The 23044-nt window shown below is 62.3% G+C and carries 21 protein-coding genes; 15 read left to right on the forward strand and 6 right to left on the reverse strand.

Annotated features, from left to right (window positions below):
• Positions 1–97 precede the first annotated feature (97 nt).
• A complete protein-coding gene (gene maeB, locus ABTW55_RS16070) occupies positions 98–2377 on the forward strand; it encodes an NADP-dependent oxaloacetate-decarboxylating malate dehydrogenase (protein ID WP_033635475.1) in 2280 nt (759 codons plus the stop codon).
• A gap of 50 nt (positions 2378–2427) precedes the next feature.
• Here the strand turns inward: maeB and mmuM are convergent, their stop codons facing one another.
• Both mmuM and mmuP read right to left on the reverse strand, forming a co-directional pair.
• Entirely contained in the window at positions 2428–3366 is a 939-nt protein-coding gene (gene mmuM, locus ABTW55_RS16075) for a homocysteine S-methyltransferase (RefSeq protein ID WP_060422072.1), read from the reverse strand.
• The gene (mmuP, locus tag ABTW55_RS16080) at positions 3356–4765 is read right to left on the reverse strand and encodes an S-methylmethionine permease (protein WP_060422068.1); all 1410 of its coding nucleotides are present in this window, start codon (positions 4763–4765) and stop codon (positions 3356–3358) included. The genes mmuM and mmuP overlap by 11 nt, the downstream gene beginning before the upstream one ends.
• Positions 4766–4942: 177 nt before the next feature.
• On the opposite strand from mmuP, the gene ABTW55_RS16085 reads away from it, so the two are divergent.
• The 4 genes from ABTW55_RS16085 (at position 4943) to ABTW55_RS16100 (ending at position 11231) form a co-directional block, all read left to right on the forward strand.
• Entirely contained in the window at positions 4943–5782 is an 840-nt protein-coding gene (locus tag ABTW55_RS16085) for a ChaN family lipoprotein (RefSeq protein ID WP_060422065.1), read from the forward strand.
• A gap of 102 nt (positions 5783–5884) precedes the next feature.
• Positions 5885–6688 (forward strand): TonB family protein, encoded by an 804-nt coding sequence (locus ABTW55_RS16090; protein ID WP_060422063.1) that lies wholly within the window; start codon positions 5885–5887, stop codon positions 6686–6688.
• A 54-nt stretch (positions 6689–6742) separates the two neighbouring features.
• The gene (locus ABTW55_RS16095; protein ID WP_077791428.1) at positions 6743–8869 is read left to right on the forward strand and encodes a S9 family peptidase; all 2127 of its coding nucleotides are present in this window, start codon (positions 6743–6745) and stop codon (positions 8867–8869) included.
• A 121-nt stretch (positions 8870–8990) separates the two neighbouring features.
• The gene (locus tag ABTW55_RS16100; protein WP_060422060.1) at positions 8991–11231 is read left to right on the forward strand and encodes a TonB-dependent receptor domain-containing protein; all 2241 of its coding nucleotides are present in this window, start codon (positions 8991–8993) and stop codon (positions 11229–11231) included.
• Between the two features lie 30 nt (positions 11232–11261).
• Here the strand turns inward: ABTW55_RS16100 and ABTW55_RS16105 are convergent, their stop codons facing one another.
• From ABTW55_RS16105 to amiA, 3 genes are all read right to left on the reverse strand, one after another.
• A complete protein-coding gene (locus ABTW55_RS16105) occupies positions 11262–11717 on the reverse strand; it encodes a YaiI/YqxD family protein (protein WP_004936514.1) in 456 nt (151 codons plus the stop codon).
• Positions 11717–12637, reverse strand: coding sequence for an oxygen-dependent coproporphyrinogen oxidase (hemF, locus tag ABTW55_RS16110; RefSeq protein WP_060422057.1), 921 nt, complete (start codon positions 12635–12637; stop codon positions 11717–11719). The genes ABTW55_RS16105 and hemF overlap by 1 nt, the downstream gene beginning before the upstream one ends.
• Before the next feature lie 65 nt (positions 12638–12702).
• Complete coding sequence (amiA, locus tag ABTW55_RS16115) at positions 12703–13584, reverse strand: N-acetylmuramoyl-L-alanine amidase AmiA (RefSeq protein ID WP_033654993.1); 882 nt, start codon at positions 13582–13584, stop codon at positions 12703–12705.
• Positions 13585–13787: 203 nt separating this feature from the next.
• Here amiA and ABTW55_RS16120 point away from each other — a divergent pair, with 203 nt between their 5' ends.
• A complete protein-coding gene (locus ABTW55_RS16120) occupies positions 13788–14213 on the forward strand; it encodes a GNAT family acetyltransferase (protein WP_004936504.1) in 426 nt (141 codons plus the stop codon).
• Positions 14214–14255: 42 nt separating this feature from the next.
• Here ABTW55_RS16120 and ABTW55_RS16125 read toward each other — a convergent pair whose 3' ends face one another.
• Positions 14256–14654, reverse strand: coding sequence for a YgiW/YdeI family stress tolerance OB fold protein (locus ABTW55_RS16125; RefSeq protein WP_004936500.1), 399 nt, complete (start codon positions 14652–14654; stop codon positions 14256–14258).
• 178 nt (positions 14655–14832) lie between these two features.
• On the opposite strand from ABTW55_RS16125, the gene ABTW55_RS16130 reads away from it, so the two are divergent.
• The 9 genes from ABTW55_RS16130 to ABTW55_RS16170 all read left to right on the forward strand — a co-directional run bounded on the left by ABTW55_RS16130 (position 14833) and on the right by ABTW55_RS16170 (position 23039).
• Positions 14833–15297, forward strand: a complete 465-nt coding sequence (locus ABTW55_RS16130; protein ID WP_041036188.1) for a DUF2919 domain-containing protein — start codon at positions 14833–14835, stop codon at positions 15295–15297.
• A gap of 156 nt (positions 15298–15453) precedes the next feature.
• On the forward strand, positions 15454–16041 hold the full coding sequence (locus ABTW55_RS16135; RefSeq protein WP_033635465.1) for an RpoE-regulated lipoprotein: 588 nt from the start codon (positions 15454–15456) through the stop codon (positions 16039–16041).
• A 181-nt stretch (positions 16042–16222) separates the two neighbouring features.
• Positions 16223–17122, forward strand: a complete 900-nt coding sequence (locus tag ABTW55_RS16140) for a Dyp-type peroxidase (protein WP_060422055.1) — start codon at positions 16223–16225, stop codon at positions 17120–17122.
• Between the two features lie 200 nt (positions 17123–17322).
• Complete coding sequence (locus ABTW55_RS16145; protein WP_033635463.1) at positions 17323–18345, forward strand: sulfate ABC transporter substrate-binding protein; 1023 nt, start codon at positions 17323–17325, stop codon at positions 18343–18345.
• On the forward strand, positions 18346–19185 hold the full coding sequence (cysT, locus tag ABTW55_RS16150; RefSeq protein ID WP_019453852.1) for a sulfate/thiosulfate ABC transporter permease CysT: 840 nt from the start codon (positions 18346–18348) through the stop codon (positions 19183–19185).
• Positions 19185–20060 (forward strand): sulfate/thiosulfate ABC transporter permease CysW, encoded by an 876-nt coding sequence (gene cysW, locus ABTW55_RS16155; RefSeq protein ID WP_033635461.1) that lies wholly within the window; start codon positions 19185–19187, stop codon positions 20058–20060. The genes cysT and cysW overlap by 1 nt, the downstream gene beginning before the upstream one ends.
• On the forward strand, positions 20050–21138 hold the full coding sequence (cysA, locus tag ABTW55_RS16160; protein ID WP_033635460.1) for a sulfate/thiosulfate ABC transporter ATP-binding protein CysA: 1089 nt from the start codon (positions 20050–20052) through the stop codon (positions 21136–21138). Before cysW ends, cysA begins: the two co-directional genes overlap by 11 nt.
• Before the next feature lie 81 nt (positions 21139–21219).
• Positions 21220–22101 (forward strand): cysteine synthase CysM, encoded by an 882-nt coding sequence (gene cysM, locus ABTW55_RS16165; protein WP_033638551.1) that lies wholly within the window; start codon positions 21220–21222, stop codon positions 22099–22101.
• 257 nt (positions 22102–22358) lie between these two features.
• On the forward strand, positions 22359–23039 hold the full coding sequence (locus ABTW55_RS16170; protein WP_033635459.1) for a response regulator transcription factor: 681 nt from the start codon (positions 22359–22361) through the stop codon (positions 23037–23039).
• Positions 23040–23044: the final 5 nt, after the last annotated feature.

Raw genomic sequence — 23044 nt, forward strand, 5'->3', positions numbered from 1 at the left:
CTGCGCCCTGTCATTGTACTTGGGCGCCACGGCCCACGGCAGGGCGCAGCCTCAAAGCCTTACCTCAACATAAAAGCAAAAAACAAAGGAATCCATAATGGACGAACAGCTCAAACAGAGTGCCCTTGATTTCCATCAGTTTCCTGTCCCAGGGAAGATCCAGGTTTCCCCCACCAAACCGTTGGCGACCCAGCGCGATCTGGCGTTGGCCTATTCGCCGGGCGTCGCCGCGCCTTGCCTCGAGATCGCCGAAGATCCGCTGGCGGCCTACAAATACACCGCGCGCGGCAACCTGGTGGCGGTGATTTCCAACGGCACGGCGGTACTGGGTCTGGGCAATATCGGCGCGTTGGCCGGTAAGCCGGTGATGGAAGGCAAGGGCGTTTTGTTCAAGAAGTTTTCCGGTATCGATGTGTTTGATATCGAAGTGGATGAGCATAACCCTGACAAATTGATCGACATTATCGCCGCGCTGGAACCGACCTTCGGCGGCATCAACCTGGAAGACATCAAGGCGCCGGAGTGTTTCTACATCGAACAGAAACTGCGCGAACGCATGAAGATCCCGGTGTTCCACGACGACCAGCACGGCACGGCGATCATTACCACTGCGGCGGTGCTCAACGGCCTGCGCGTGGTGAAGAAGAATATCTCCGACGTACGCCTGGTGGTGTCCGGCGCCGGCGCGGCCTCCATCGCCTGCCTGAACCTGCTGGTGGCGCTGGGGCTGCGGCAACAGAACATCACCGTTTGCGACTCCAAGGGCGTCATCTATAAAGGCCGTGACGCCAACATGGAGCAGACCAAAGCCGCCTACGCCATCGAGGATAACGGCCAGCGCACGCTGGGCGACGCCATCCCGAACGCCGACATCTTCCTCGGCTGCTCCGGCCCGGGCGTCTTGACGCAGGATATGGTGAAAACCATGGCGCGCGATCCGCTGATCATGGCGCTGGCCAACCCGGAACCGGAAATTCTGCCGCCGCTGGCCAAAGCGGTGCGCCCGGACGCCATCATCTGTACCGGCCGTTCCGATTACCCGAACCAGGTGAACAACGTCCTGTGCTTCCCGTTCATCTTCCGCGGCGCGCTGGACGTGGGCGCGACCACCATCAACGAAGAGATGAAGCTGGCCTGCGTGCACGCCATCGCCGATCTGGCGCTGGCGGAGCAGAGCGACGTGGTGGCTTCCGCCTATGACGATCAGGATCTCTCCTTCGGGCCGGAATACATCATCCCGAAACCGTTCGATCCGCGCCTGATCGTCAAGATCGCGCCGGCGGTAGCCAAGGCGGCGATGGACTCCGGCGTGGCGACGCGCCCGATCGAAGACTTCGACGCTTACGTCGAGAAGCTGGCGGAGTTCGTCTACAAAACCAACCTGTTCATGAAGCCGATCTTCTCGCAGGCGCGCAAAGAGGTGAAGCGGGTGGTGCTGGCGGAAGGCGAGGAAGAGCGCGTGCTGCACGCCACGCAGGAACTGGTGTCGCAGGGGCTGGCCTTCCCGATCCTGGTCGGCCGCCCGAGCGTGATCGAGATGCGCCTGAAAAAGCTGGGTCTGCAGCTGACGCCGGGCAAGGATTTCGAAGTGGTAAACAACGAGTCGGATCCGCGCTTTAACGAATACTGGGGCGAGTACTACCAGATCATGAAACGCCGCGGCGTCTCGCAAGAGCAGGCGCGCCGCGCGGTGATCGGCAACCCGACGCTGATCGCCGCCATCATGCTGCACCGCGGCGAAGCGGACGCGATGATCTGCGGCACCATCGGCAGCTACCACGAGCATTACGACGTGGTGAAGAACGTGTTCGGCTTCCGTGAAGGCGCGCACGTCGCCGGCGCGATGAACGCGCTGCTGCTGCCGAGCGGCAACACCTTTATCGCCGACACCTACGTCAACGACGATCCGACCCCGGAACAGCTGGCGGAGATCACCCTGATGGCGGCGGAAACCGTGCGCCGCTTCGGTATCGAGCCGAAGGTGGCGCTGCTGTCTCACTCCAGCTTCGGCTCTTCCGACTGCCCGGCGGCGCGCAAGATGCGCAAAACGCTGGAGCTGGTGAACGAGCTGGCGCCAGAGCTGGAGATCGACGGCGAAATGCACGGTGACGCCGCGCTGGTGGAAAGCATCCGTCACGATCTGATGCCGGACAGCCCGCTGAAAGGCTCGGCCAACCTGCTGATCATGCCGAACATGGAAGCGGCGCGCATCAGCTACAACCTGCTGCGCGTCTCTTGCTCGGAAGGGGTGACCGTCGGGCCGGTGCTGATGGGGGTCGCCAAGCCGGTGCACATCCTGACGCCGATCGCCTCGGTGCGCCGCATCGTCAACATGGTGGCGCTGGCGGTGGTGGAAGCCCAGACCCAGCCGCTGTAAGCCCGGGTTGAGTGACTGGCCCCCTGCACCGCTGGCGCCGGGGGCTTTTTTTATGCCTTGCAGCGTGCAGCGATGGCGCGGATATCCTGCGGGGTGGTGCGGCAACAGCCGCCGATCAATTGTGCGCCGAGCGCGCGCCACTCCGTCGCCTGATCGGCCAGGCTGCCGTGCTCGCCGCCGCAGGCGTGCCAGGTTTTGCTCACCGCATCGTAGTGCTCGCCGGAGTTCGGGTAAACCAGCAGCGGCTTGTCGGCCAGCGCGTTCAGTTGACGCAGCGCCGGGGCGACCTTGTCCAGCGCGATGCAGTTGATGCCGATGGCCAACACCTGCGGGTTGCCGCGCAGCGCGGACAGGACCTCCGTCAGCGGCGTACCGTCGCTGAGATGTTGACTGCCGCGCAGGGTAAAGGCGAACCAGGCGCCGAGCGTCGGGAATTCCTGCAGCAGCGTCAGCAGCGCCTGCAGTTCGGCGAACGACGGCAGCGTTTCGCAGGCCAGCAGATCGACGCCGGCGGCCGCCAGGGCGGCGATGCGCGGGCGGTGGAAGGCCATCATGTCATCCTGCGCCAGCCGGTAATCGCCGCGGTATTCCGAGCCGTCGGCCAGATAGGCGCCGTACGGGCCCACCGAACCGGCGATCAGCAGCGGTGCCGCCTGCGGGTGCGCGGCCAGATAATCGCGGCGCGCCCGCTGCGCCAGTTGCACGCTTTTGGCGATCAGCGCCAGCGATTGCTCCTGATCCAGGTCGCGGCGCAAGAAGCCCTGCGGCGTGGCCTGATAGCTGGCGGTGATGGCGCATTGGGCGCCGGCGTTGAAATAATCGAGATGCACCTGATAGATAAGCTCGGGATTTTCAATCAGCACCTTGGCCGACCACAGCGGATCGGTCAGATCGCAGCCGCGCGCTTCCAGCTCGGTGGCCAGCGCGCCGTCCAGGATCAGCGTAGGATGTTCGGCCAGCAGGCGGGCGACGGGGTTGTTAACCGACATGTTGTTCTCCCAAAGCGGTTTTTTGCCCGGCGCGCCGGGTCAGGAAATAGGTGAGGTAGCACAGGGCGACGAACGGCAGCCCACAGTAGAGCGCAATGCGCTGCTCCGGATCGAACGCCAGCCCGATGCAGGCCAGCAGGCACAGCGCAAAGCCGAGGAGCGGCGTCAATGGGTAGCCGGGCGCGCGGTATTTCAGGCCGCTTATCGGCTGGCCGCTGCGCAGGTAGGCGCGGCGGAAAGCATAGTGGGCCGCGCAGATGCTCAGCCACACCGCCACCACCGCAAAACCGGAGATCGCCGACAGGGCGACAAACACCGTGTCCGGCGCGATCACGCTGGTCAGCAGCGCCAGCACGCCGCCGAGCATGCTGAAGGTCAGGGCGTTGATCGGAATGCCGCGCGTATTGACGCGCGCAAAGTAGGCCGGCAGGGTGCGCTGGTGGGCTAGCGACCACAGCATGCGCCCCGAGGCGTACAGGCCGGAGTTGGCCGCCGACAGGATGGCGGTCAGGATCACGAAGTTGAAGATATCGGCGGCGTAAGGCACGCCGATGCGTTCAAACACCAGCACGAACGGGCTTTTGACGATCCCCGCCTGATCCATCGGGATCAACGCCGCCAGCACGAAGACCGTGCCGATAAAGAACAGCATCAGGCGGATCACCGTAGTGCGGATCGCCAGCGGCACGACTTTTTCCGGGTTCTCGGTTTCGCCGGCGGCGATGCCGATCAGTTCCGTGCCGGAGAAGGCGAAGTTCACCGCCACCATGGTCATCAGGATCGGCAGCGTGCCGTGCGGCAGCCAGCCGGAAGCGGTCAGGTTATGCAGGAACGGCGCCGGGGTACCGTCTTTCATCGGCAGCAGGCCGAACATGGCGGCGCCGCCCAGAATGATAAACGCCAGAATGGTCACCACTTTGATCAGCGAAAACCAGAATTCGCTTTCGGCGAAAAAGCGGGTGGTCACCACGTTAAGCAGGAAAATGGCCACGCAGAAGATCAAACACCACAGCCACACTGGCGACTGCGGGAACCAGTACTGCATGCAGAATCCGGCGGCGGTCAGGCTGGAGCCGAGCGCCACCGTCCAGGTGAGCCAATACAGCCAGGCGACGGTATAGCCGGTGGCCGGCCCCAAATAGCGCGAAGCATAGACGTGAAAAGCGCCGGTTTCCGGCATCGCCACCGACAGCTCGCCCAGGCACAGCATCACCGGATACACCACCAGCGCGCCGATCAGGTAGGCCAGCAGCGTGCCGAGCGCCCCGGTGGTGGAGATGATGTAGCCGGTGTTGAAAAACAGCCCGGTGCCGATCACGCCGCCCAGCGACAGCATCACCAGGTGCCGGGCCTTCATGCTGCGTTTGAACTGTCCTGCGGCGGGTGCCGATGGTTGCATAATAATCTATCCGTATAGACGTCTAAATATCTGAATGGCTATTGGTTATACCCGCAATGCTTTTTCAACGCAATGCACAGCCGGCGATCGCCGCGTAAAAAAATCGTTAAGCCGGATCTATATGCAAATGATAATTATTATCTATAATGTCGCCATTTTCGATAATGGGGCAACATGATGAGATACCTGATTTTATTGGCGGCGTTGGCGCTCGGCGCCTGCAGCCAGGCGCCGGTGAAGGCGCCGGCCAACGACGTCGCGAGTTTGGGGAGCATCACCGATCTGCACAGCGGCGCGACCCTGACGCCGGAGCAGCTGTTGACGCGACTGGCGCAGCAGCCGCGGGTGATCCTGGGTGAGAAACATGACAATCCTTACCACCATCAGATTGAGCAATGGCTGGTGCAGCAACTGCCGCAGCGGCGGCCGCAGGGCAGCGTGCTGATGGAGATGATCAATCCGAACCAACAGGCGCAGATCGACAAGGTCAAGCAGTGGTTGCAGAGCGATCCGACGGTGCGCGACGGCCGCGTAGCGGAGCTGATCGCCTGGCAGCCGGGCTGGAAGTGGGCGCTGTATGGCGGGGTGACGATGGCGGCGATGCGCGCGCCTTACCCGCTGTGGTCGGCCAACCTGGATCGCAGCGAGATTACTGCGTTCTATCAGCAGCCGCAATTCCCGGCGGGGCAGCTATCGGCGCAGCCGGCGGTGCGCAAGGCGCTGGAAGAGACCATCCGCACTTCGCACGGCGGCAAGATTGAGGCCGACCAGTTGCGTGCGATGCTGGCGATCCAGCAGCAGCGCGACCGGCGCATGGCTGAGCGCCTGCTGGCGGCGCCCACGCCCGCGCTGTTGATCGCCGGTGGCTATCACGCCGCCAAATCGGTGGGGGTGCCGCTGCACGTGCGGGATCTGCAACCGGCGGCGGCGCTGACGGTGCTGATGCTGGCGGAGCAGGGCGTACAGGTCGATGCGAACACCGCAGACTACCTGTGGATCACACCATCAGTGAAATGAATACGTTAAGAGAGTGAAAAGGGGTGTTAATTATAGTTGCAAATGATTATCATTAGTAAATGTGATCTGCAATCATTCGCAATTAAGCAAGCTAATGCCCCTATGTTAAGTCAGTCATACTCCCTCCCGGCCTTTGAACTGCCGCAGCCGCGCTGGACGCGCGGCCTGCTGCTCGCTCTGGCGGCGCACGCGGCGTTGGTGCTGCTGTTTTACTGGCCGCAGACGGCGCTGGAGCCGGTGGTGTTGCCACCGCCGGCGGTGATGATGAGCTGGGCGGCGCAGATTGAAGCGCCGGAAAGCAAGCCGCTGCCGCTGGGCGTGCAGCAGGCGGAATCCGCTGCGGCGCAGCCGGCGGAGCAGCAGCAACAGCCGGATCTGCCCAAGCTGGCGCGCGCCGAGAAAGCGAAAATCGTGACGGCGCAGAAGAAGCGCGCCGAACGCCGCCCCCCGCAAAAAACGCAGCCGCAGCCTAAGCCGCAGGAACAGGCCAAAGAGACGCGCAACGCCGCCGCGTCCAGCGCCGCCGCGCCGCAGGCGCAGACGCTCTCTCACCAGACCGCCGCACCGATCAACAGCGACGCCAACAGCAACGCGCAGGCAAAACTGTCGTGGGAGAGCCTGGTGAAAGGCAAACTGAACCGCATCAAGGATTACCCTTTGGATGCCCGCAGCCGCCGGCGCAGCGGCATGCCGCAGGTCAGTTTCAGCGTCGACGCGCAGGGGCGGGTCTCGAACGTTACGCTGCTGGTGCGCTCCGGCACTGCGTCGCTGGATCGGGAAGCGGTAGCGGTGGTGTCGCGCGCTCAGCCGTTGCCGCCGCCGCCGCCGGAGATGCTGCAGCAGGGGGCCGTCAGGGTGACGATGCCGATCGATTTCAATCTGGCGGAGCTGAATGCCCGCCGTTAATGCCCGCAGGCGCCGCATCGCCGTCGTGCGCCTTTTCAAACTTCGTGAGGGATTATGAATCCGCTGTTATCCACCCCGCGCCGTCGCATCGCGGCCGCGCTCTGGCTTTCTTTAGGCGTCGCCGGCGCCGCGCTGGCGCAACCGCAGCCGCCGTTGGCGGAACGCGCGCCGAAAGCGCTGACGGCGCACGGCGAGACGCGCACCGACGATTACTACTGGCTGCGCGACGACAGCCGAAAAGAGCAGAAGGTGCTGGACTACCTGAAGGCGGAGAACCGCTACACCGAGCAGATGATGGCGCCGTACCAGAAGCTGCGCGCCACGCTGTATCAGGAGATGCTGGGTCGCATGAACCCTGACGATCGTTCGGTGCCGTATCAGCTCAACGGCTATCGCTATCAGGAAAGCTACGCCGCCGGTAAAGATTTCGCGCGGTATCAGCGCCAGGCGCTCACCGCCGACGCGCCGTGGCAAACCTTGCTGGACGCCAATCAGCGCGCGGCCGGCCATGCCTACTATCGCCTGGGGGCGATGGACGTCAGCCAGGACAACCGCCGGCTAGCGGTGGCCGAAGATCTGCAGGGCCGCCGCCAATACCGCATCTCCCTGCGCGAGATAGGCAGCGAACGCTGGTCGCCGGAAACGCTGGAAAACACCTCCGGCAACATGGTGTGGGCCAACGACAACCAAACCCTGTTCTACGTGCGCAACCACCCGCAAACGTTGTTGCCATACCAGGTCTACCGCCATCAGTACGGTACGCCGACGGCGGAAGATAAGCTGGTGTACCAGGAAAACGACCCGGCGTTCTACCTCAGCCTCGGCCGCTCGTCCTCGCGCGATTACCTGATTCTGACCATCAGCGGTAACACCACCTCCGAGGTGCGCCTGATCGACGCCAATCAGCCGCAGCGCGAGCCGCAGCTGTTCGCCGCCCGGCAGAACGGCCGCGAGTATTATCTCGATCACTACCGCGGCGAGTTCTATCTGCGTTCCAACCATCAGGATCCGAACTTCGGCCTGTACCGCACGGCGGCGGCGGGCAAACCCTGGCAGACGCTGATCGCGCCGCAGGCGCAGCACGAGGTGGAGAGCTTCAGCCTGTTCCGCGACTGGCTGGTGGTGCAGGAGCGCGCCAACGGGCTGGTGCAGCTGCGGCAAATCAGCTGGGACGGCAAAACCGAGCGCGCCATCCCGTTCGACGACGCCAGCTACATGGCCTGGCTGGGCTATAACCCCGAGCCGGACAGCGATCGGTTGCGCTACGGCTATTCGGCGATGACCACGCCGACCCGCACCTATGAGTGGGATCTGAACAAGGGCGAGCGCACCCTGCTGAAGCAGCAAGAGGTGAAAGGCGTCGATCCGAGCCTGTATCACAGCGAGCGCATCTGGGTAACGGCGCGCGACGGCGTGAAGGTGCCGGTCTCGCTGGTGTACCGCACATCGCTGTTCAAAAACGGGCATAACCCGCTGCTGGTGTACGGCTACGGCGCTTACGGCATGAGCATGGATCCAGCGTTCAGCGCCAACCGCATCAGCCTGCTGGATCGCGGCTTCGTCTATGCGCTGATCCACGTGCGCGGCGGCGGGGAGCTGGGGCAGAGCTGGTACAAACAGGGCAAGCTGACGCACAAACCGAACAGTTTCAACGATTTCATCGACGCCACCCAGGCGCTGATCAAAGACGGCTACGGCCAACCAGGGCGCATCTACGCCATGGGCGGCAGCGCCGGCGGCTTGCTGATGGGGGCGGTGATCAATCAGGCGCCGCAGCTGTACAACGCGGTGGTGGCGCAGGTGCCGTTCGTCGACGTGGTGACCACCATGCTGGACGACAGCATTCCGCTCACCACTGGGGAGTACGAGGAGTGGGGCAACCCGCACCAGCCGGCCGCCTATGCGCTGATGAAGTCCTACAGCCCGTACGACAACGTGCGCAAGCAGCGTTACCCGAACCTGCTGGTTACCAGCGGCTTGTACGACTCGCAGGTGCAGTATTGGGAGCCGGCCAAATGGGTGGCGAAGCTGCGGCGCTTCAAGCAGGGCGATTCGCTGCTGCTGCTCTCCACCGACATGACCGCCGGCCACGGCGGCAAATCGGGCCGCCTGGCGCGGCTGGAAAACGGCGCGCTGGAGTACGCCTTTATTCTGGCGGCGGACCGGCAGGCGCAGAAATAACCTTCAGCGCCGCGGCACGCTGCGGCGCAATAAAACAATAACAATCTTTTACCGCGCTTTCGGCGGGCTTTTTGCTGGGCATTGTCGGCCATCAAACCTTATTGGCTATTTCTGGGGATATATGAAAATCAAAATGATAGCGAGCCTGATCGGCGCGGGACTGGCGCTGTACGGGCCGGCTGCGGCCGCGCAGGAACAGGCGGAAAATAATAAAGGCAGCGTGGCGTTCAGCCCGCTCAACGTCTCGGCCGCCGACAGCGGCAACAGCAGCGAAAAAGACGCGTTGGCGAGGCCAGGTGCGTTCAGCTCGCGCGACGAAAACAAGAATCTGGAGTCGGTGGACAGCATTCTGCGCAGCATGCCGGGCACCTATACCCAGATCGATCCCGGCCAGGGATCGGTCAGCGTCAATATCCGCGGCCTGAGCGGCTTTGGCCGGGTCAACACCATGGTCGACGGCATCACGCAAAACTACTACGGCAACTCGCCGAGCGACGCAGCGCACGGGGGATTGCCCACCAGCCAGTTCGGGGCGCTGATCGATCCTAACTTTATCGTCGGCGTCGACGTGGCGCGCGGCAATGCCACCGGCTCCGCTGGGGTGAACGCCCTGGCGGGCAGCGCCAACTTCCGCACTATCGGCGTGGACGACGTAGTATTTTCCGATAACCCGTTCGGCGTGCGCACCAAATTCTCGGTGGGCAATAACGGCATCGGCCGCAGCGGCATGATCGCCGTGGGCGCCAAAACCGCCGCCTTTGCCGACGGCGGCAGCCTGGGGGCGATGGCGGCCATCAGCGGCAGCTCCATCACCTCCAACTACAAAAACGGCGCCGGTTTCGACAGCGAGGTGTTCAACGTCGATAAAACCTATCGTCAGAACCCGAAATCCCAGCTGTTCAAGGTGGACATCAAGCCGGATGCCTTCAACAGCATCGAACTGTCGGCGCGCAGCTACCAGAATAAAATCACCCGCCGCCACATCGACAGCGACGATTTCTACCTTAAATACCACTACGCGCCGTTCTCGGAACTGATCGATTTCAACCTGACCGCCAGCACCAGCCGCGGCAAACAGCAATTTATGTCCGACAACATGGCGGGATTCAGCGACAGCACGGCGAAAAACATCTCCGATGCGCTGGATATCAACAACACCAGCCGTTTCAGCCTGCAGGATGTCGATTTCGCCTTCAGCTACGGCGGCAAGCTGGTGCGCAACGAGTATAAGAAAAAGGCCTCCGGTTTGGTGACGGATGACAATCAGGCGGAAAGCATGCCGGTGGGCATTGCCGGCAAACAAGATATCTCCAGCCTGTACAGTGGGTTGCAGGCCAACTACGGCATCTGGCAGGGGAATTTCGATCTGAACTACACCGCCTATCGCCTCTCCGGCTATAAGCCGGCCTGTGACGAACGCGTAGAGTGCTTCCCGCAGGGCGCCAGCAATATCACTCGCAATGAACAGGGTTTCAATCCGTCGGTCATGCTGTCGGCGCAGGTGACGCCGTGGCTGCAGCCGTTCGTCAGCTACAGCAAGTCGATGCGCGGGCCGAATATCCAGGAGGTGTTCTTCGCCAACAGCGGCGGCCAGTCGATGAACCCGTTCCTGAAGGGCGAAAAAGCGGAGACCTGGCAGGGCGGTTTCAACGCCAATGCCCACGATCTGTTGTTCAAGCAGGACAGCTTCCAACTGAAAGCGGTCTATTTCGAAACCAGGATCAAAAACTACATATCCAGCCAAACCTACCTGGTGTGTAAAAACCGCCAGAAGTGTAACCGTTCGCAGGCGACGCAGGAAGAGTGGGATAACGCGGACGTCAACGTCAGCATGACCATGTACAGCAACGCCCCAGAACCGGTCAAAATGCGCGGGGTGGAGCTCGAAGCGCTGTACGACGCCGGTTTCGCCTTCACCAAGCTGTCGTTAAGCAAGGAGCATACCTCCCAGCCGACCAACCAGGCCAGCAACGTTTTCGGCGCGGGCGATATCAGCGAACTGCCGGAGTTTTACTTCACGCTGGACAGCGGAGTGCGCCTGCTGGACGAGACGTTGACGCTGGGCGGGGTGGTGAAATACACCGGCAAGTCGGTGCGCCTGTCGCCTGATTCCACTCTCGATGAAAACGAACAGTTGATGAAGGAGCCGGCGCCGCATATTCCGACCATTATCGATCTGTACGGCACCTATCAGGTGAATCGCAATCTGCTGCTGAAGCTCAGCGTGCAAAACCTGATGGACAAGGACTACTCGGACGCGCTGAACAAGATGAATTCGCTGCCGTCGCAGTCACAAGATTTCACGCCGACCAACACCGCCCGTGGGCGGACTTATATCTTCGGGGGGGAGTTGCGCTTCTAAACCGCAGCAGAGCAGGGCGCAGTTCATTCATCACTGCGCCCGCTTTGCTTGCAGCAGCCATTTGTCCAGCTCGTTGGCGAACTGCTGGCGGTCGCGCTGGTTCAGGGCGTTCGGGCCGCCGGTCTGGATGCCGCTGGCGCGCAGGGTATCCATAAAATCGCGCATGTTGAGGCGCTCGCGGATGGTGTCCGGCGTATAGCGCTCGCCGCGCGGGTTCAGCGCCACCGCGCCTTTCTCTATCACCTCCGCCGCCAGCGGGATATCGGCGGTGATCACCAGATCGCCCGCTTCGCAGCGGCGCACGATCTCGTTGTCGGCCACGTCGAAGCCGGCCGCCACCTGCAGTGAACGGATGTACTTCGACGGCGGTGTGCGCAATGGCTGGTTCGCCACCAGCGTTACGGTGATGGCGGTACGATCGGCGGCGCGGAACAGCACCTCTTTGATCACGTTCGGACAGGCGTCTGCATCGACCCAAATCTGCATCATTTCGGCTCCTGCAGCCAGTCGCGCACCGGCAGGAAATCACGCGCCAGCGCCGCTTCCGGGCTGTCGCCTTCCGGCTGGTAGTTATATTCCCAACGCACCAGCGGCGGCATCGACATCAGAATGGACTCGGTGCGCCCGCCGGTTTGCAGCCCGAACAGCGTGCCGCGATCCCACACCAGGTTGAACTCCACGTAGCGGCCGCGGCGATACAGCTGGAACTGGCGCTCGCGCTCGCCCCAGGTCAAGGCCTTGCGTTTTTCCACGATCGGCAGATAGGCGTCGAGGAAGCCCTGGCCCACCGCGCGGGTGAAGGCGAAGCAGTGGTCGAAGTCCGGGGTGTTCAGATCGTCATAGAACAGGCCGCCGATGCCGCGCGCTTCGTTGCGGTGCTTGATGAAGAAGTAATCGTCGCACCACTGTTTGTATTTGGGGTAGACCTCGTCGCCGAACGGCGCGCACAGCTCGGCCGCGGTGCGGTGCCAATGCACGGCATCCTCTGCGAAACCGTAGAACGGCGTCAGATCAAAGCCGCCGCCGAACCACCACACCGGCGCCTCGCCCGGCTTTTCGGCGATGAAGAAGCGCACGTTGGCGTGGCTGGTGGGCACGTAGGGGCTGAGCGGATGGATAACCAATGAGACGCCCATCGCCTGGAAGCTGCGCCCGGCCAGCTCCGGCCGGTGCGCGGTCGCCGAGGCCGGCAGGGTGGCGCCGGAGACGTGCGAGAAGTTGACCCCCGCCTGTTCGAACACCGCGCCGTTGGTCAACACGCGGCTGCGGCCACCGCCGCCTTCTTCACGCGTCCATTGGTCTTCGGTGAACGCGGCGCCGCCGTCGGCCTGGGCGAGCTGCGCGCAGATGTGATCCTGCAGCGCCAGCAGGAAGGATTTTACTTCAGCGATGTTAGGTAAACTCATGCGGGGTCTTTATAGCGTCTGGCTGAACAAGGCGCTGAGTATACTCTTATTCGCCGCCCGCGGCATCAGCGGGGTTTGCGTTGGTGGGCGTCGAAGTAGTCGAAGAAGTTAACGATGCCGTCCGCGATGGCGCGGGCAATCTTCTCGCGAAACGCGGTGGTGCCCAGCAGCCGCTCTTCGTTCGGGTTGGTGATGAACGAGGTTTCCACCAGCACCGAGGGAATGGACGGCGATTTCAACACCGCAAACGCCGCCTGTTCGGTGCTGTCGCTGTGCAGATGGTGTACTGGGCGGATCTGGCCGAGCACGTGGCGGCCGAGCGTCAGGCTGTTGTTGATGGTGTCGGTTTGCACCAGATCGAACAGCACCTGCTGCAGGTAGTTGTCCTGATCCTTGTATTTACCGCCCGCCACGTCGTCGGCGGCGTTTTCACGGTTGGACAGGTAGCGCGCCATGGCGCTGCTGGCGCCGCGGTTGGACAGGGCGAACACCGAAGCGCCGGAGGCCGACGGGCTGGTAAAGCCGTCGGCGTGAATCGAAATGAACAGGTCGGCCTGGTGCTGGTGGGCGATCTCCACCCGCTGGAACAGCGGAATGAACTCGTCTTCTTCGCGCGTCAGGCGCGCCTCGACGTGATCGCGCTCATGCAGGAAACGGCGCACGTGGTTGGCGATTTCCAGCACGATGTGTTTTTCCTGCGAGCCTTCGTGGCCGACCGCGCCGGAGTCGATGCCGCCGTGGCCGGGATCGATCATCACCAGCTTCTTGGCTCCGGCCGGTTTCGCCGCCGGCTTGCTGTGCTGATTGCGCAGCAGGCCTTCCGCCCTGGCGCGTTGGCTTTTCACGCCGAGCAGCGCCACCGCCAGGCCGGAAAGCAAAAGTTGGCGTCGCGTCGGGGAAACGGCAAGCGGTTTAAAATTGAGGAAGGGTTTACCCTGCTTTTTCATTACGCAACGCTCCGTCGACGTTTCTATTTTGCGACGTTATATCGTATTGATAATCATTAATCGACCCGATAACTATTTCCATTTATTACGCCTGTTACCGGCGATTTCTGGCAAATAGCGCGGTAAATCGCAGTTTGATATTGCGTAAGTGAATAATCACGCGATAATCAGATAAACACCTTAATTAACAGCGGCCAACATCGATGGAAATTCGCGTATTTCGACAAGACGACTTTGAAGAAGTCATTACCCTGTGGGAGCGCTGCGATTTGCTGCGGCCCTGGAACGATCCGGAAATGGACATCGAGCGCAAGCTGAACCACGATCCGGAGCTGTTCCTGGTGGCGGAAGTCGGCGGCGAAGTGGTCGGTTCGGTGATGGGCGGCTATGACGGCCACCGCGGCTCGGCATATTACCTCGGGGTGCATCCCGACTATCGCGGGCGCGGCATCGCCAATGCGTTGATCAACCGTCTGGAGAAGAAGTTGATCGCCCGTGGCTGCCCGAAAATCCAGATTATGGTGCGCGAAGACAACGACACGGTGGTCGAGATGTACGAGAAGCTCGGCTACGAGATCCAGGGCATCACCAGCCTGGGCAAGCGGCTGATCGAAGATCAGGAATATTGAGCGGGCGGCGGGCGGCGGCGTTGCACCGCCCGCCGCAGTGCATTACGGCAGCTTTTTGACGGTTTTCACGTCCACTTCGACGCTGCTCCAGTCTTTATCCACTTTGCCTTCCAACTGCACCTTGTCTTTCGGCGTAACGGTTTGGCCGTTCCAGCGCTTGCGATCGATTTCGACCGTCAGCGTGCCGGTGGCATCGCGGAAGGTATAGGTGTCGTCGCCGATGCGCTGCTCGATATTGCCCTGCAGCATCACCCAGGTGTCATCGCTCAGCGATTTCACCTTGTCCACGGTGGTCAGCGCCGCGCTGGGGCCGGAGAAACCGCCCTGAGGAGCGGGTTGCGTTTGGGCCTGCGGCGCGGCCGGATCGAGGAACCCGCCTTGTTGCGCCAGTACCGGTGCGCTGCACAGCGCGATCAGAGCGGCCAGAGTCAGTTTTTTCATGTTGCGCTTCCTTATCATCGTTATCGAAAATCACATCCCGCTGATATCGGGCTGCTTGTTAAGTGCTAACGATTAAAACACACCGATCTTAAGAGCTTCTTAAGCCGACGCATTGAAATTCCCGCCGCCGGCGCCCATCTGTAGCCATAGTCTTTATTCTGTTGGCAAGGAACGATCGTTGAAGCCATTCTCACCCCGGTTTTCCCCGGACGATTACGACCAGCACGGCGCGCTGCGGCTGCCGCTGGGATTTTGGGCCGTGTTGATTTTGCAGGCGCGCACCTGGCTGCTGTTCGTGATGGCCGGCGCTTCGCGCGAGCAGGGCGAAAGCTTGCTGGCGCTATTTTATCCGGATACCCAACGTTTTTGGTACGGCATGCTGCTCGGCCTGCCGGCGGCGCTGGCGTTTTTGCTGAGCGGCCGCCGCCACCAATGGCCGCGGCTGTGGCGCGGCTGGCGCTGGGGGCTGGCTGTCTCCCTGCTGGCGTCGCTCGGCGGCTCGCTGTTCAGTCTGTGGCGCCAGGACGGCGATGCGCCGGGGCTGGAGCTGGCGTTGGCGCTGCTCGATGCGCTGGCGCTAAGCTATCTGTTGCTGAATGCGCGCCTGAAAGCCTGCTTTGCGCCGGCGGAGCACGCCGACTAATTGCCGAGAAGTGCGGCACTTTTCGCATTTTCCGCACTCCAAGCTGGCAACCGTTGGCGTAGTGCGGGCCGTTGTGAGAGGCTGGCACGCAGCAAAATGCCGAGTGCGGCGGGGGCGGGTTACCGCCCCGTGCCATTGATGTTTAAGGAGCTAGAGATGAATATTCGCCCCCTGCTGTTAGGGCTTCCGCTGTTACTGACCGGCTGTTCGAGCATGTCCAATTTCTCCTGGTCCAGCCTGTCGCCGTTCAACTGGTTCGGCAGCAGCCTGGAGGTCGGCGCCAAGGGCGTCGGCAAGCTCAACGCCGGCACGCCGATGTCGGAAAGCGCCATCAACGACGGGCTGGACGGCAACTACCGCCTGCGCGGCGGCATGGCGACCAGCAACGGCCAGATCGTCTCTTATTACCAGGCGCTGTCCGGCGACGAGGTGAAGCTGGTGATCACCGGCGAACCGAAAGGGCGTCTGCAGCGGGTAGACGTGCTGGATCCGCAAGTGGCGACGGAGTGGGGCAACAAGCTCGGCACGCCGTTCGGCGACATGTACAGCAAGGCGTTCGGTTCCTGTAAACCGGGCAGCGGCGAAGACGCCGGTAAAGTGGAGTGCGTGGCGGAGCAGAGCAAGTACGTCACCTACATCTTCAGCGGCAAGTGGGCCGGGGCGCAGGATATCATCCCGCCGGACGACACTCTGAAAAGCTGGACGGTCAGCAAAATCATCTGGCACGCCAAGCCGCAGCAGTAACGCGTTCAACGGGCGTCGGTTCGCGGCGCCTGTCTTTTCAAGCCATTACCCCTATTTTCTTTGCGCTGCTGCAAGGCAATCGCCCGTGCTTGCGGTATGATAGCGCGCGTTTGTAACAGGGAACCCGCGCGTCAACCGCCATACCTTACCTGTTGCCGGATTCTGTATTGAGGATAACAACATGACACAGGTTCAGAGCGGCATTCTGCTGGAGCACTGCCGTTTCGCCATTTTTATGGAAGCCAGCGTACAGGGCGAGTTCGCCGACTTGCGCCAGGGCTGCAAGCAGTTTTGTCAGACGCTGAGCGAGCTGCAGCAGCAGTTCCCCGATGCGCGCCTCGGCGCGGTGATCGCTTTCGGCTACGATGTTTGGCACGATCTCTCCAGCGGCCAGGGCGCGCAAGAGCTGAAGCCGTTCACGCCGCTCGGCAAAGGGCTGGCGCCGGCCACCCAGCGCGATATGCTGATCCACATCCAGTCGCTGCGTCATGACGTCAACTTCACGCTGGCGCAGGCCGCGCTGGCGGCGTTTGGCAACGCCATCAAGATCGAAGAAGAAACCCACGGTTTCCGCTGGGTAGAAGAGCGCGATTTGAGCGGCTTTATCGACGGCACCGAAAATCCGAAGGGCGAGCAGCGCCCGGCAGTGGCGACGATCGCCGAAGGCGAAGAGGACGCAGGCGGCAGCTACGTGCTGGTGCAGCGCTACGAGCACAACCTGCGCCAGTGGCAGCGCTTTACCACCGAACAACAGGAACAGATTATCGGCCGCACCAAGCACGACAGCGAAGAGCTGCCGGCCGATCAGCGCCCGGATACCTCGCACGTCAGCCGCGTCGATCTGAAAGAGAACGGCAAAGGCCTGAAAATTTTGCGCCAGAGCCTGCCTTACGGCACCGCCAGCGGTAAGCACGGCCTGTTCTTCATCGCGTATTGCGCGCGCCTGCACAATATCGAGCAGCAGCTGCTGAGCATGTTCGGCGATCTGGACGGCAAACGCGACGCGATGCTGCGTTTCAGCCGTGCGGTGACCGGCAGCTACTACTTCGCGCCATCGCTGACGCGCCTGCTGTCACTTTGACGCCGTTGCCGAAGCCGGCTTGCCCGGCTTCGGTCCGTTTCCCCGCCCCAAAACGCCTCGCATTCCCTGCCTTATAGCGTTTGATGCTTGTAAATCACTAAACGGTATATAAAAGCGTTACAGCTCCGCACCGAGTTATAAATACACTGGTCGTCAATAAGGCGAAAGCCTGAAGGAATGACTCAGTGATAAGGTGCAGAATGAAACAAAACCGGGTTAAAAATCTCGTGCTGAAAGGTTGGCTGGCGGCTGCGCTGTTGGCGAGCGGCGCCGCGTCGGCGGCGGAATTGCTGAACAGCTCTTATGACGTTTCCCGTGAATTGTTCGTCGCGCTGAATCCCGGCTTTGAACAGCAGTGGAATCAACAGCATCCGAACGACAAGCTGACCATCAAACAATCGCATGCCGGCTCGTCGAAGCAGGCGCTGGCGATCCTGCAGGGTTTGCGCGCCGACGTGGTGACGTATAACCAGGTCACCGACGTGCAAATCCTGCACGATCGCGGGCAGCTGATCCCGGCGGACTGGCAGGCGCGCCTGCCGAACAACAGTTCGCCGTTCTATTCCACCATGGCGTTTCTGGTGCGCAAGGATAACCCGAAGGGCATCCACACCTGGAACGATCTGGTGCGCGACGACGTGAAGCTGGTGTTCCCGAACCCGAAAACCTCCGGCAACGGCCGTTACACCTATCTGGCCGCCTGGGGCGCCGCCAGCCAGGCCGACGGCAACGACGCGGCCAAGACCCGCGCCTTCATGACCCGCTTCCTGAAAAACGTGCTGGTGTTCGATACCGGCGGCCGCGGCGCGACCACCACCTTCGTTGAGCGCGGCTTGGGCGACGTGCTGATCAGCTTCGAGTCCGAAGTGAACAACATCCGCAAGCAATACGGTGAAGACAAGTACGAAGTGATCGTGCCGCCGGTCGATATTCTGGCGGAGTTCCCGGTGGCCTGGATCGACAAAAACGTCGAGCGTAACGGCACCGAACAGGCGGCCAAAGCCTATCTGAACTATCTCTACAGCCCGGCGGCGCAGCAGGTGATCACCAGCTTCTACTACCGCGTGTATGACCAGAAAGCGATGGCGGCGGCGAAGGGGCAATTCCCGGATACCCAACTGTTCCGCGTGGAAGATCAATTCGGCGGCTGGCCGCAGGTGATGAAAACCCACTTCGCCACCGGTGGCGAGCTGGATCAGCTGTTAGCGGCAGGGCGCAAGTAAATGTTGGCGTTGTCGTCCAGTAAGCGGGTGCTGCCCGGATTTGGCCTCAGCCTCGGCAGCAGCCTGTTTTATACCTGTTTGATCCTGCTGCTGCCGCTCACCGCGCTGGTGATGCAGCTGGCGCAGATGAGCCTGGCGCAATACTGGGAAGTGATTTCCAATCCGCAGGTGGTGGCGGCGTATAAAGTGACGCTGCTGGCGGCCGGCGTCGCCAGCCTGTTCAACGCGGTGTTCGGCATGCTGATGGCCTGGATCCTGACGCGCTACCGTTTTCCCGGCCGCTCGCTGCTGGATGGCCTGATCGATCTGCCGTTTGCGCTGCCGACCGCGGTGGCCGGCCTGACGCTGGCGGGGCTGTTTTCCACCACCGGCTGGTACGGTCAGTGGCTGGCGCACTTCGACATCAAGGTCACCTTTACCTGGCTTGGGATCGCGGTAGCGATGGCGTTCACCAGCCTGCCGTTTGTGGTGCGCACCGTGCAGCCGGTTCTGGAAGAGCTGGGGCCGGAATACGAAGAGGCGGCCGAGACGCTGGGCGCCACGCGCTGGCAGAGCTTCCGCCGCGTGGTATTGCCCGAGGTGGCGCCGGCATTGTTGGCCGGCACCGCCATCTCCTTTACCCGCAGCCTGGGCGAGTTTGGCGCGGTGATTTTCATCGCCGGCAACATCGCCTGGAAGACGGAAGTGACCTCGCTGATGATTTTTGTGCGTTTACAGGAGTTCGATTACCCGGCGGCCAGCGCCATCGCCTCGGTGATCCTGGCGGCGTCGCTGCTGCTGCTGTTCAGCATTAACGTCTTGCAAAGCCGCTTCGGCAGACGTTTGGGAGGAGGGCACTGATGGCTGATGTTTCCGCCTTCAACGGCGCTGAGCGCCCGCGCGTCAACTGGGGCAAGTGGACGTTGATCGCCATCGGCGCGCTGTTCTCGGTGCTGCTGCTGGTGGTGCCGATGATATCGATTTTCGCCGAGGCCTTTTCCAAAGGATTCGGCGCGATGTGGAGCAACTTGCTCGATCCGGACATGCTGCACGCCATTTGGCTGACGGTGTTGATCGCGCTGATCACCGTGCCGTTCAACCTGGTGTTCGGCACGTTGCTGGCGTGGCTGGTGACGCGCTTCACTTTCCCCGGCCGCCAGCTGCTGCTGACGCTGATCGATATCCCGTTCGCCGTTTCACCGGTGGTGGCGGGGCTGATTTATCTGCTGTTTTACGGCAGCAACGGCCTGCTGGGCGGCTGGCTGGATGCGCATAACATCCAGATCATGTTCTCCTGGCCGGGCATGGTGCTGGTGACCATTTTCGTCACCTGCCCCTTCGTGGTGCGCGAGCTGGTGCCGATGATGCTCAGCCAGGGCAGCCAGGAAGACGAGGCCGCCATTCTGCTGGGGGCGTCCGGCTGGCAAATGTTCCGCCGCGTGACGCTGCCCAACATTCGCTGGGCGCTGCTGTATGGCGTGGTGCTGACCAACGCGCGCGCCATCGGCGAGTTCGGCGCGGTGTCGGTGGTGTCCGGTTCGATTCGCGGCGAAACCTACAGCCTGCCGCTGCAGGTCGAGCTGTTGCAGCAGGATTACAACACCGTCGGCTCCTTTACCGCCGCCGCGCTGTTGACCCTGATGGCGATCGTTACCCTATTTTTGAAGAGCGCGCTGCAGTGGCGTCTGGAACGTCAAAATGCGCGCCTCGAGCGGGAGGAAAATCATGAGCATTGAGATTAACGGCATCAACAAGTACTTCGGTCGCACCAAGGTATTGAACGATATCTCGCTCGATATTGCTTCCGGTGAGATGGTGGCGCTGCTCGGGCCGTCCGGTTCCGGCAAGACCACGCTGCTGCGCATTATCGCCGGGCTGGAAAGCCAGAGCGGCGGCAAGCTGGGCTTCCACGGCACCGACGTCAGCCACATGCACGCGCGCGACAGGCGCGTGGGCTTCGTATTTCAGCACTATGCGCTGTTCCGCCATATGACGGTGTTCGACAACATCGCCTTCGGCCTGACCGTGCTGCCGCGCCGCGAGCGGCCGAACGCAGCGGCGATCAAACAGAAAGTCACCCAGCTGCTGGAAATGGTGCAGCTGGCCCACCTGGCCAACCGCTATCCGTCGCAGCTGTCCGGCGGCCAGAAACAGCGCGTGGCGTTGGCGCGCGCCCTGGCGGTGGAACCGCAAATTCTGCTGCTGGACGAACCGTTCGGCGCGCTGGATGCGCAGGTGCGCAAAGAGCTGCGCCGCTGGCTGCGTCAGTTGCACGAAGAGCTGAAGTTCACCAGCGTGTTCGTCACCCACGATCAGGAAGAGGCGATGGAAGTGGCCGACCGCATCGTGGTGATGAGCCAGGGCAATATCGAACAGGTAGGCTCGCCGGAAGAGATCATGCGCGAACCGGCCAGCCGCTTCGTGCTGGAGTTCATGGGGGAAGTGAACCGCCTGAACGGCGAGATCCGCGGCTCCCAGCTGTTCGTCGGCGCGCACCAGTGGCCGCTGTCGTTCCAGCCGATGCACCAGGGCAGCGTCGATCTGTTCCTGCGCCCGTGGGAAATGGAAGTGGCGACCGAAAGCAGCGAGCGCTGCCCGCTGCCGGTGCAGGTGCTGGAAGTCAGCCCGCGTGGCCACTTCTGGCAGTTGACGGTGCAGCCAATCGGCTGGCATCAGGAGCCGATCGGCGTGGTGTTGCCGGAAGGCAACCCAACCCCGGTGCGCGGCGGCCGTTATTACGTCGGCAGCCTCAATGCGCGGCTGTATGCCGGCGATCAACTGCTGCAACCTGTTGCGTTAGCCAAAAGCGCCTGATAGGTTTTAGCTGCCCTTTTATTCAAGGCAACCCCCGGGTTGCCTTTTTACTTTACGCACACCAACACACAGGCAAAGATCGTGACAACGCTCGAACAATGCATCGGGAATACCCCGCTGGTACAACTGCAACGGCTGGCCGCCCAGGCGGGCAGCGAGGTATGGGTCAAACTGGAAGGCAATAACCCGGCGGGCTCGGTGAAGGATCGAGCTGCGTTGGCGATGATCCAGCAGGCGGAGCTGCGCGGCGAGATCAAGCCCGGCGACGTGCTGATCGAGGCCACCAGCGGCAACACCGGCATTGCGCTGGCGATGATCGCCGCGCTCAAAGGCTATACGCTGAAGCTGCTGATGCCGGAGAACATGAGCCTGGAGCGGCAGGCGGCGATGCGTGCCTACGGCGCCGAGCTGATCCTGGTCAGCCGTGAGCAGGGAATGGAAGGGGCGCGCGATCTGGCGCTGGAGATGCAGCGCCAGGGGCAGGGCAAGGTGCTGGACCAGTTCAACAACCTCGACAACCCCTACGCCCACTTCACCACCACTGGCCCGGAGATCTGGCGCCAGACCGAAGGGCGCATCACCCACTTTGTTTCCAGCATGGGCACCACCGGCACCATTACCGGCGTAGGCGGTTACCTGAAGAGCCAGAATCCGCAGGTGCAGATCATCGGCCTGCAGCCGGCGGAAGGCAGCAGCATCCCCGGCATTCGCCGTTGGGCGCCCGCTTACCTGCCGGGCATTTTCCGCCCGGAGCTGGTGGATCAGGTGCTGGATATCGAGCAGCGCGATGCCGAGCAGACCATGCGCCAGCTGGCGCAGCGTGAAGGCATCTTCTGCGGCGTCAGCTCCGGCGGCGCGGTGGCCGGCGCCCTGCGCGTCGCGGCGGCCCACCCCGGCAGCGTCGTGGTGGCGATCGTCTGCGATCGCGGTGACCGTTACCTCTCCACCGGCGTGTTCGACTGAGCGCTCCGTCCCGGCGGCGCGTTCCGCCGGGAAACCCCCTCTCACTTCCCTTTTGACCGACGGCATATCCGCCCCGCCAGCATGGCGGCTGGCGCCTGCCTGCATGCCAATGCCCTGACTGAAGTAGAGAAATCGCGCGACAGCAGCCACACTAACGGTGGCGAGACGCGAACGGCGATGTGTAAGGATTGAGTAAAACCGGCTGCGGGCCGGCGGAATTGGCGGGAAAATAACGAAAATCGGTGAAGGAGCAAGGCATGAAAATTTTACTGGTCGACGATGACCTGGAGCTTGGCACCATGCTGAGCGAATACCTGACGGGCGAAGGCTTCGACGCCACGCTGGTGCTGACCGGCAAGGCGGGAGTAGAGGGCGCGCTGTCGGGCGACTATACCGCGATGATCCTCGATATCATGCTGCCGGACATGAGCGGCATCGACGTGCTGCGCGACGTGCGTAAAAAGAGCCGGTTGCCGATCATCATGCTGACCGCCAAAGGCGACAACATCGATCGGGTGATTGGCCTGGAGATGGGCGCCGACGATTACATGCCCAAGCCGTGCTACCCGCGCGAACTGGTGGCGCGTCTGCGCGCGGTGCTGCGCCGTTTCGAAGAGCGGCCGCAAGAGGCGGACGACGAGGCCGCCATCAGCTTCGGCGAGCTGACGCTGAACCCTTCAACCCGCAGCAGCGAATGGCGCGGCAAGGCGTTTGATCTGACCGCTTCGGAATTCAATCTGCTGGAGCTGTTGCTGCGTGCGCCGGATCGCGTGGTGTCGAAGGACGAACTGTCAGAGAAGGGGCTGGGGCGCCCGCGCGAGGCCTATGACCGCAGCGTGGACGTGCACATCAGCAATATCCGCCAGAAGCTGAGCGCGTTGGCTGGCAGTAAGCTCATTATCGAGACGGTGCGCAGCATCGGCTATCGCATTCGGTAACCTGA

Origin of the sequence: Serratia sp. SM04 (assembly GCF_040280225.1) — a bacterium.
In the GTDB taxonomy this organism is placed as follows: Bacteria; Pseudomonadota; Gammaproteobacteria; order Enterobacterales; family Enterobacteriaceae; genus Serratia; species Serratia sarumanii.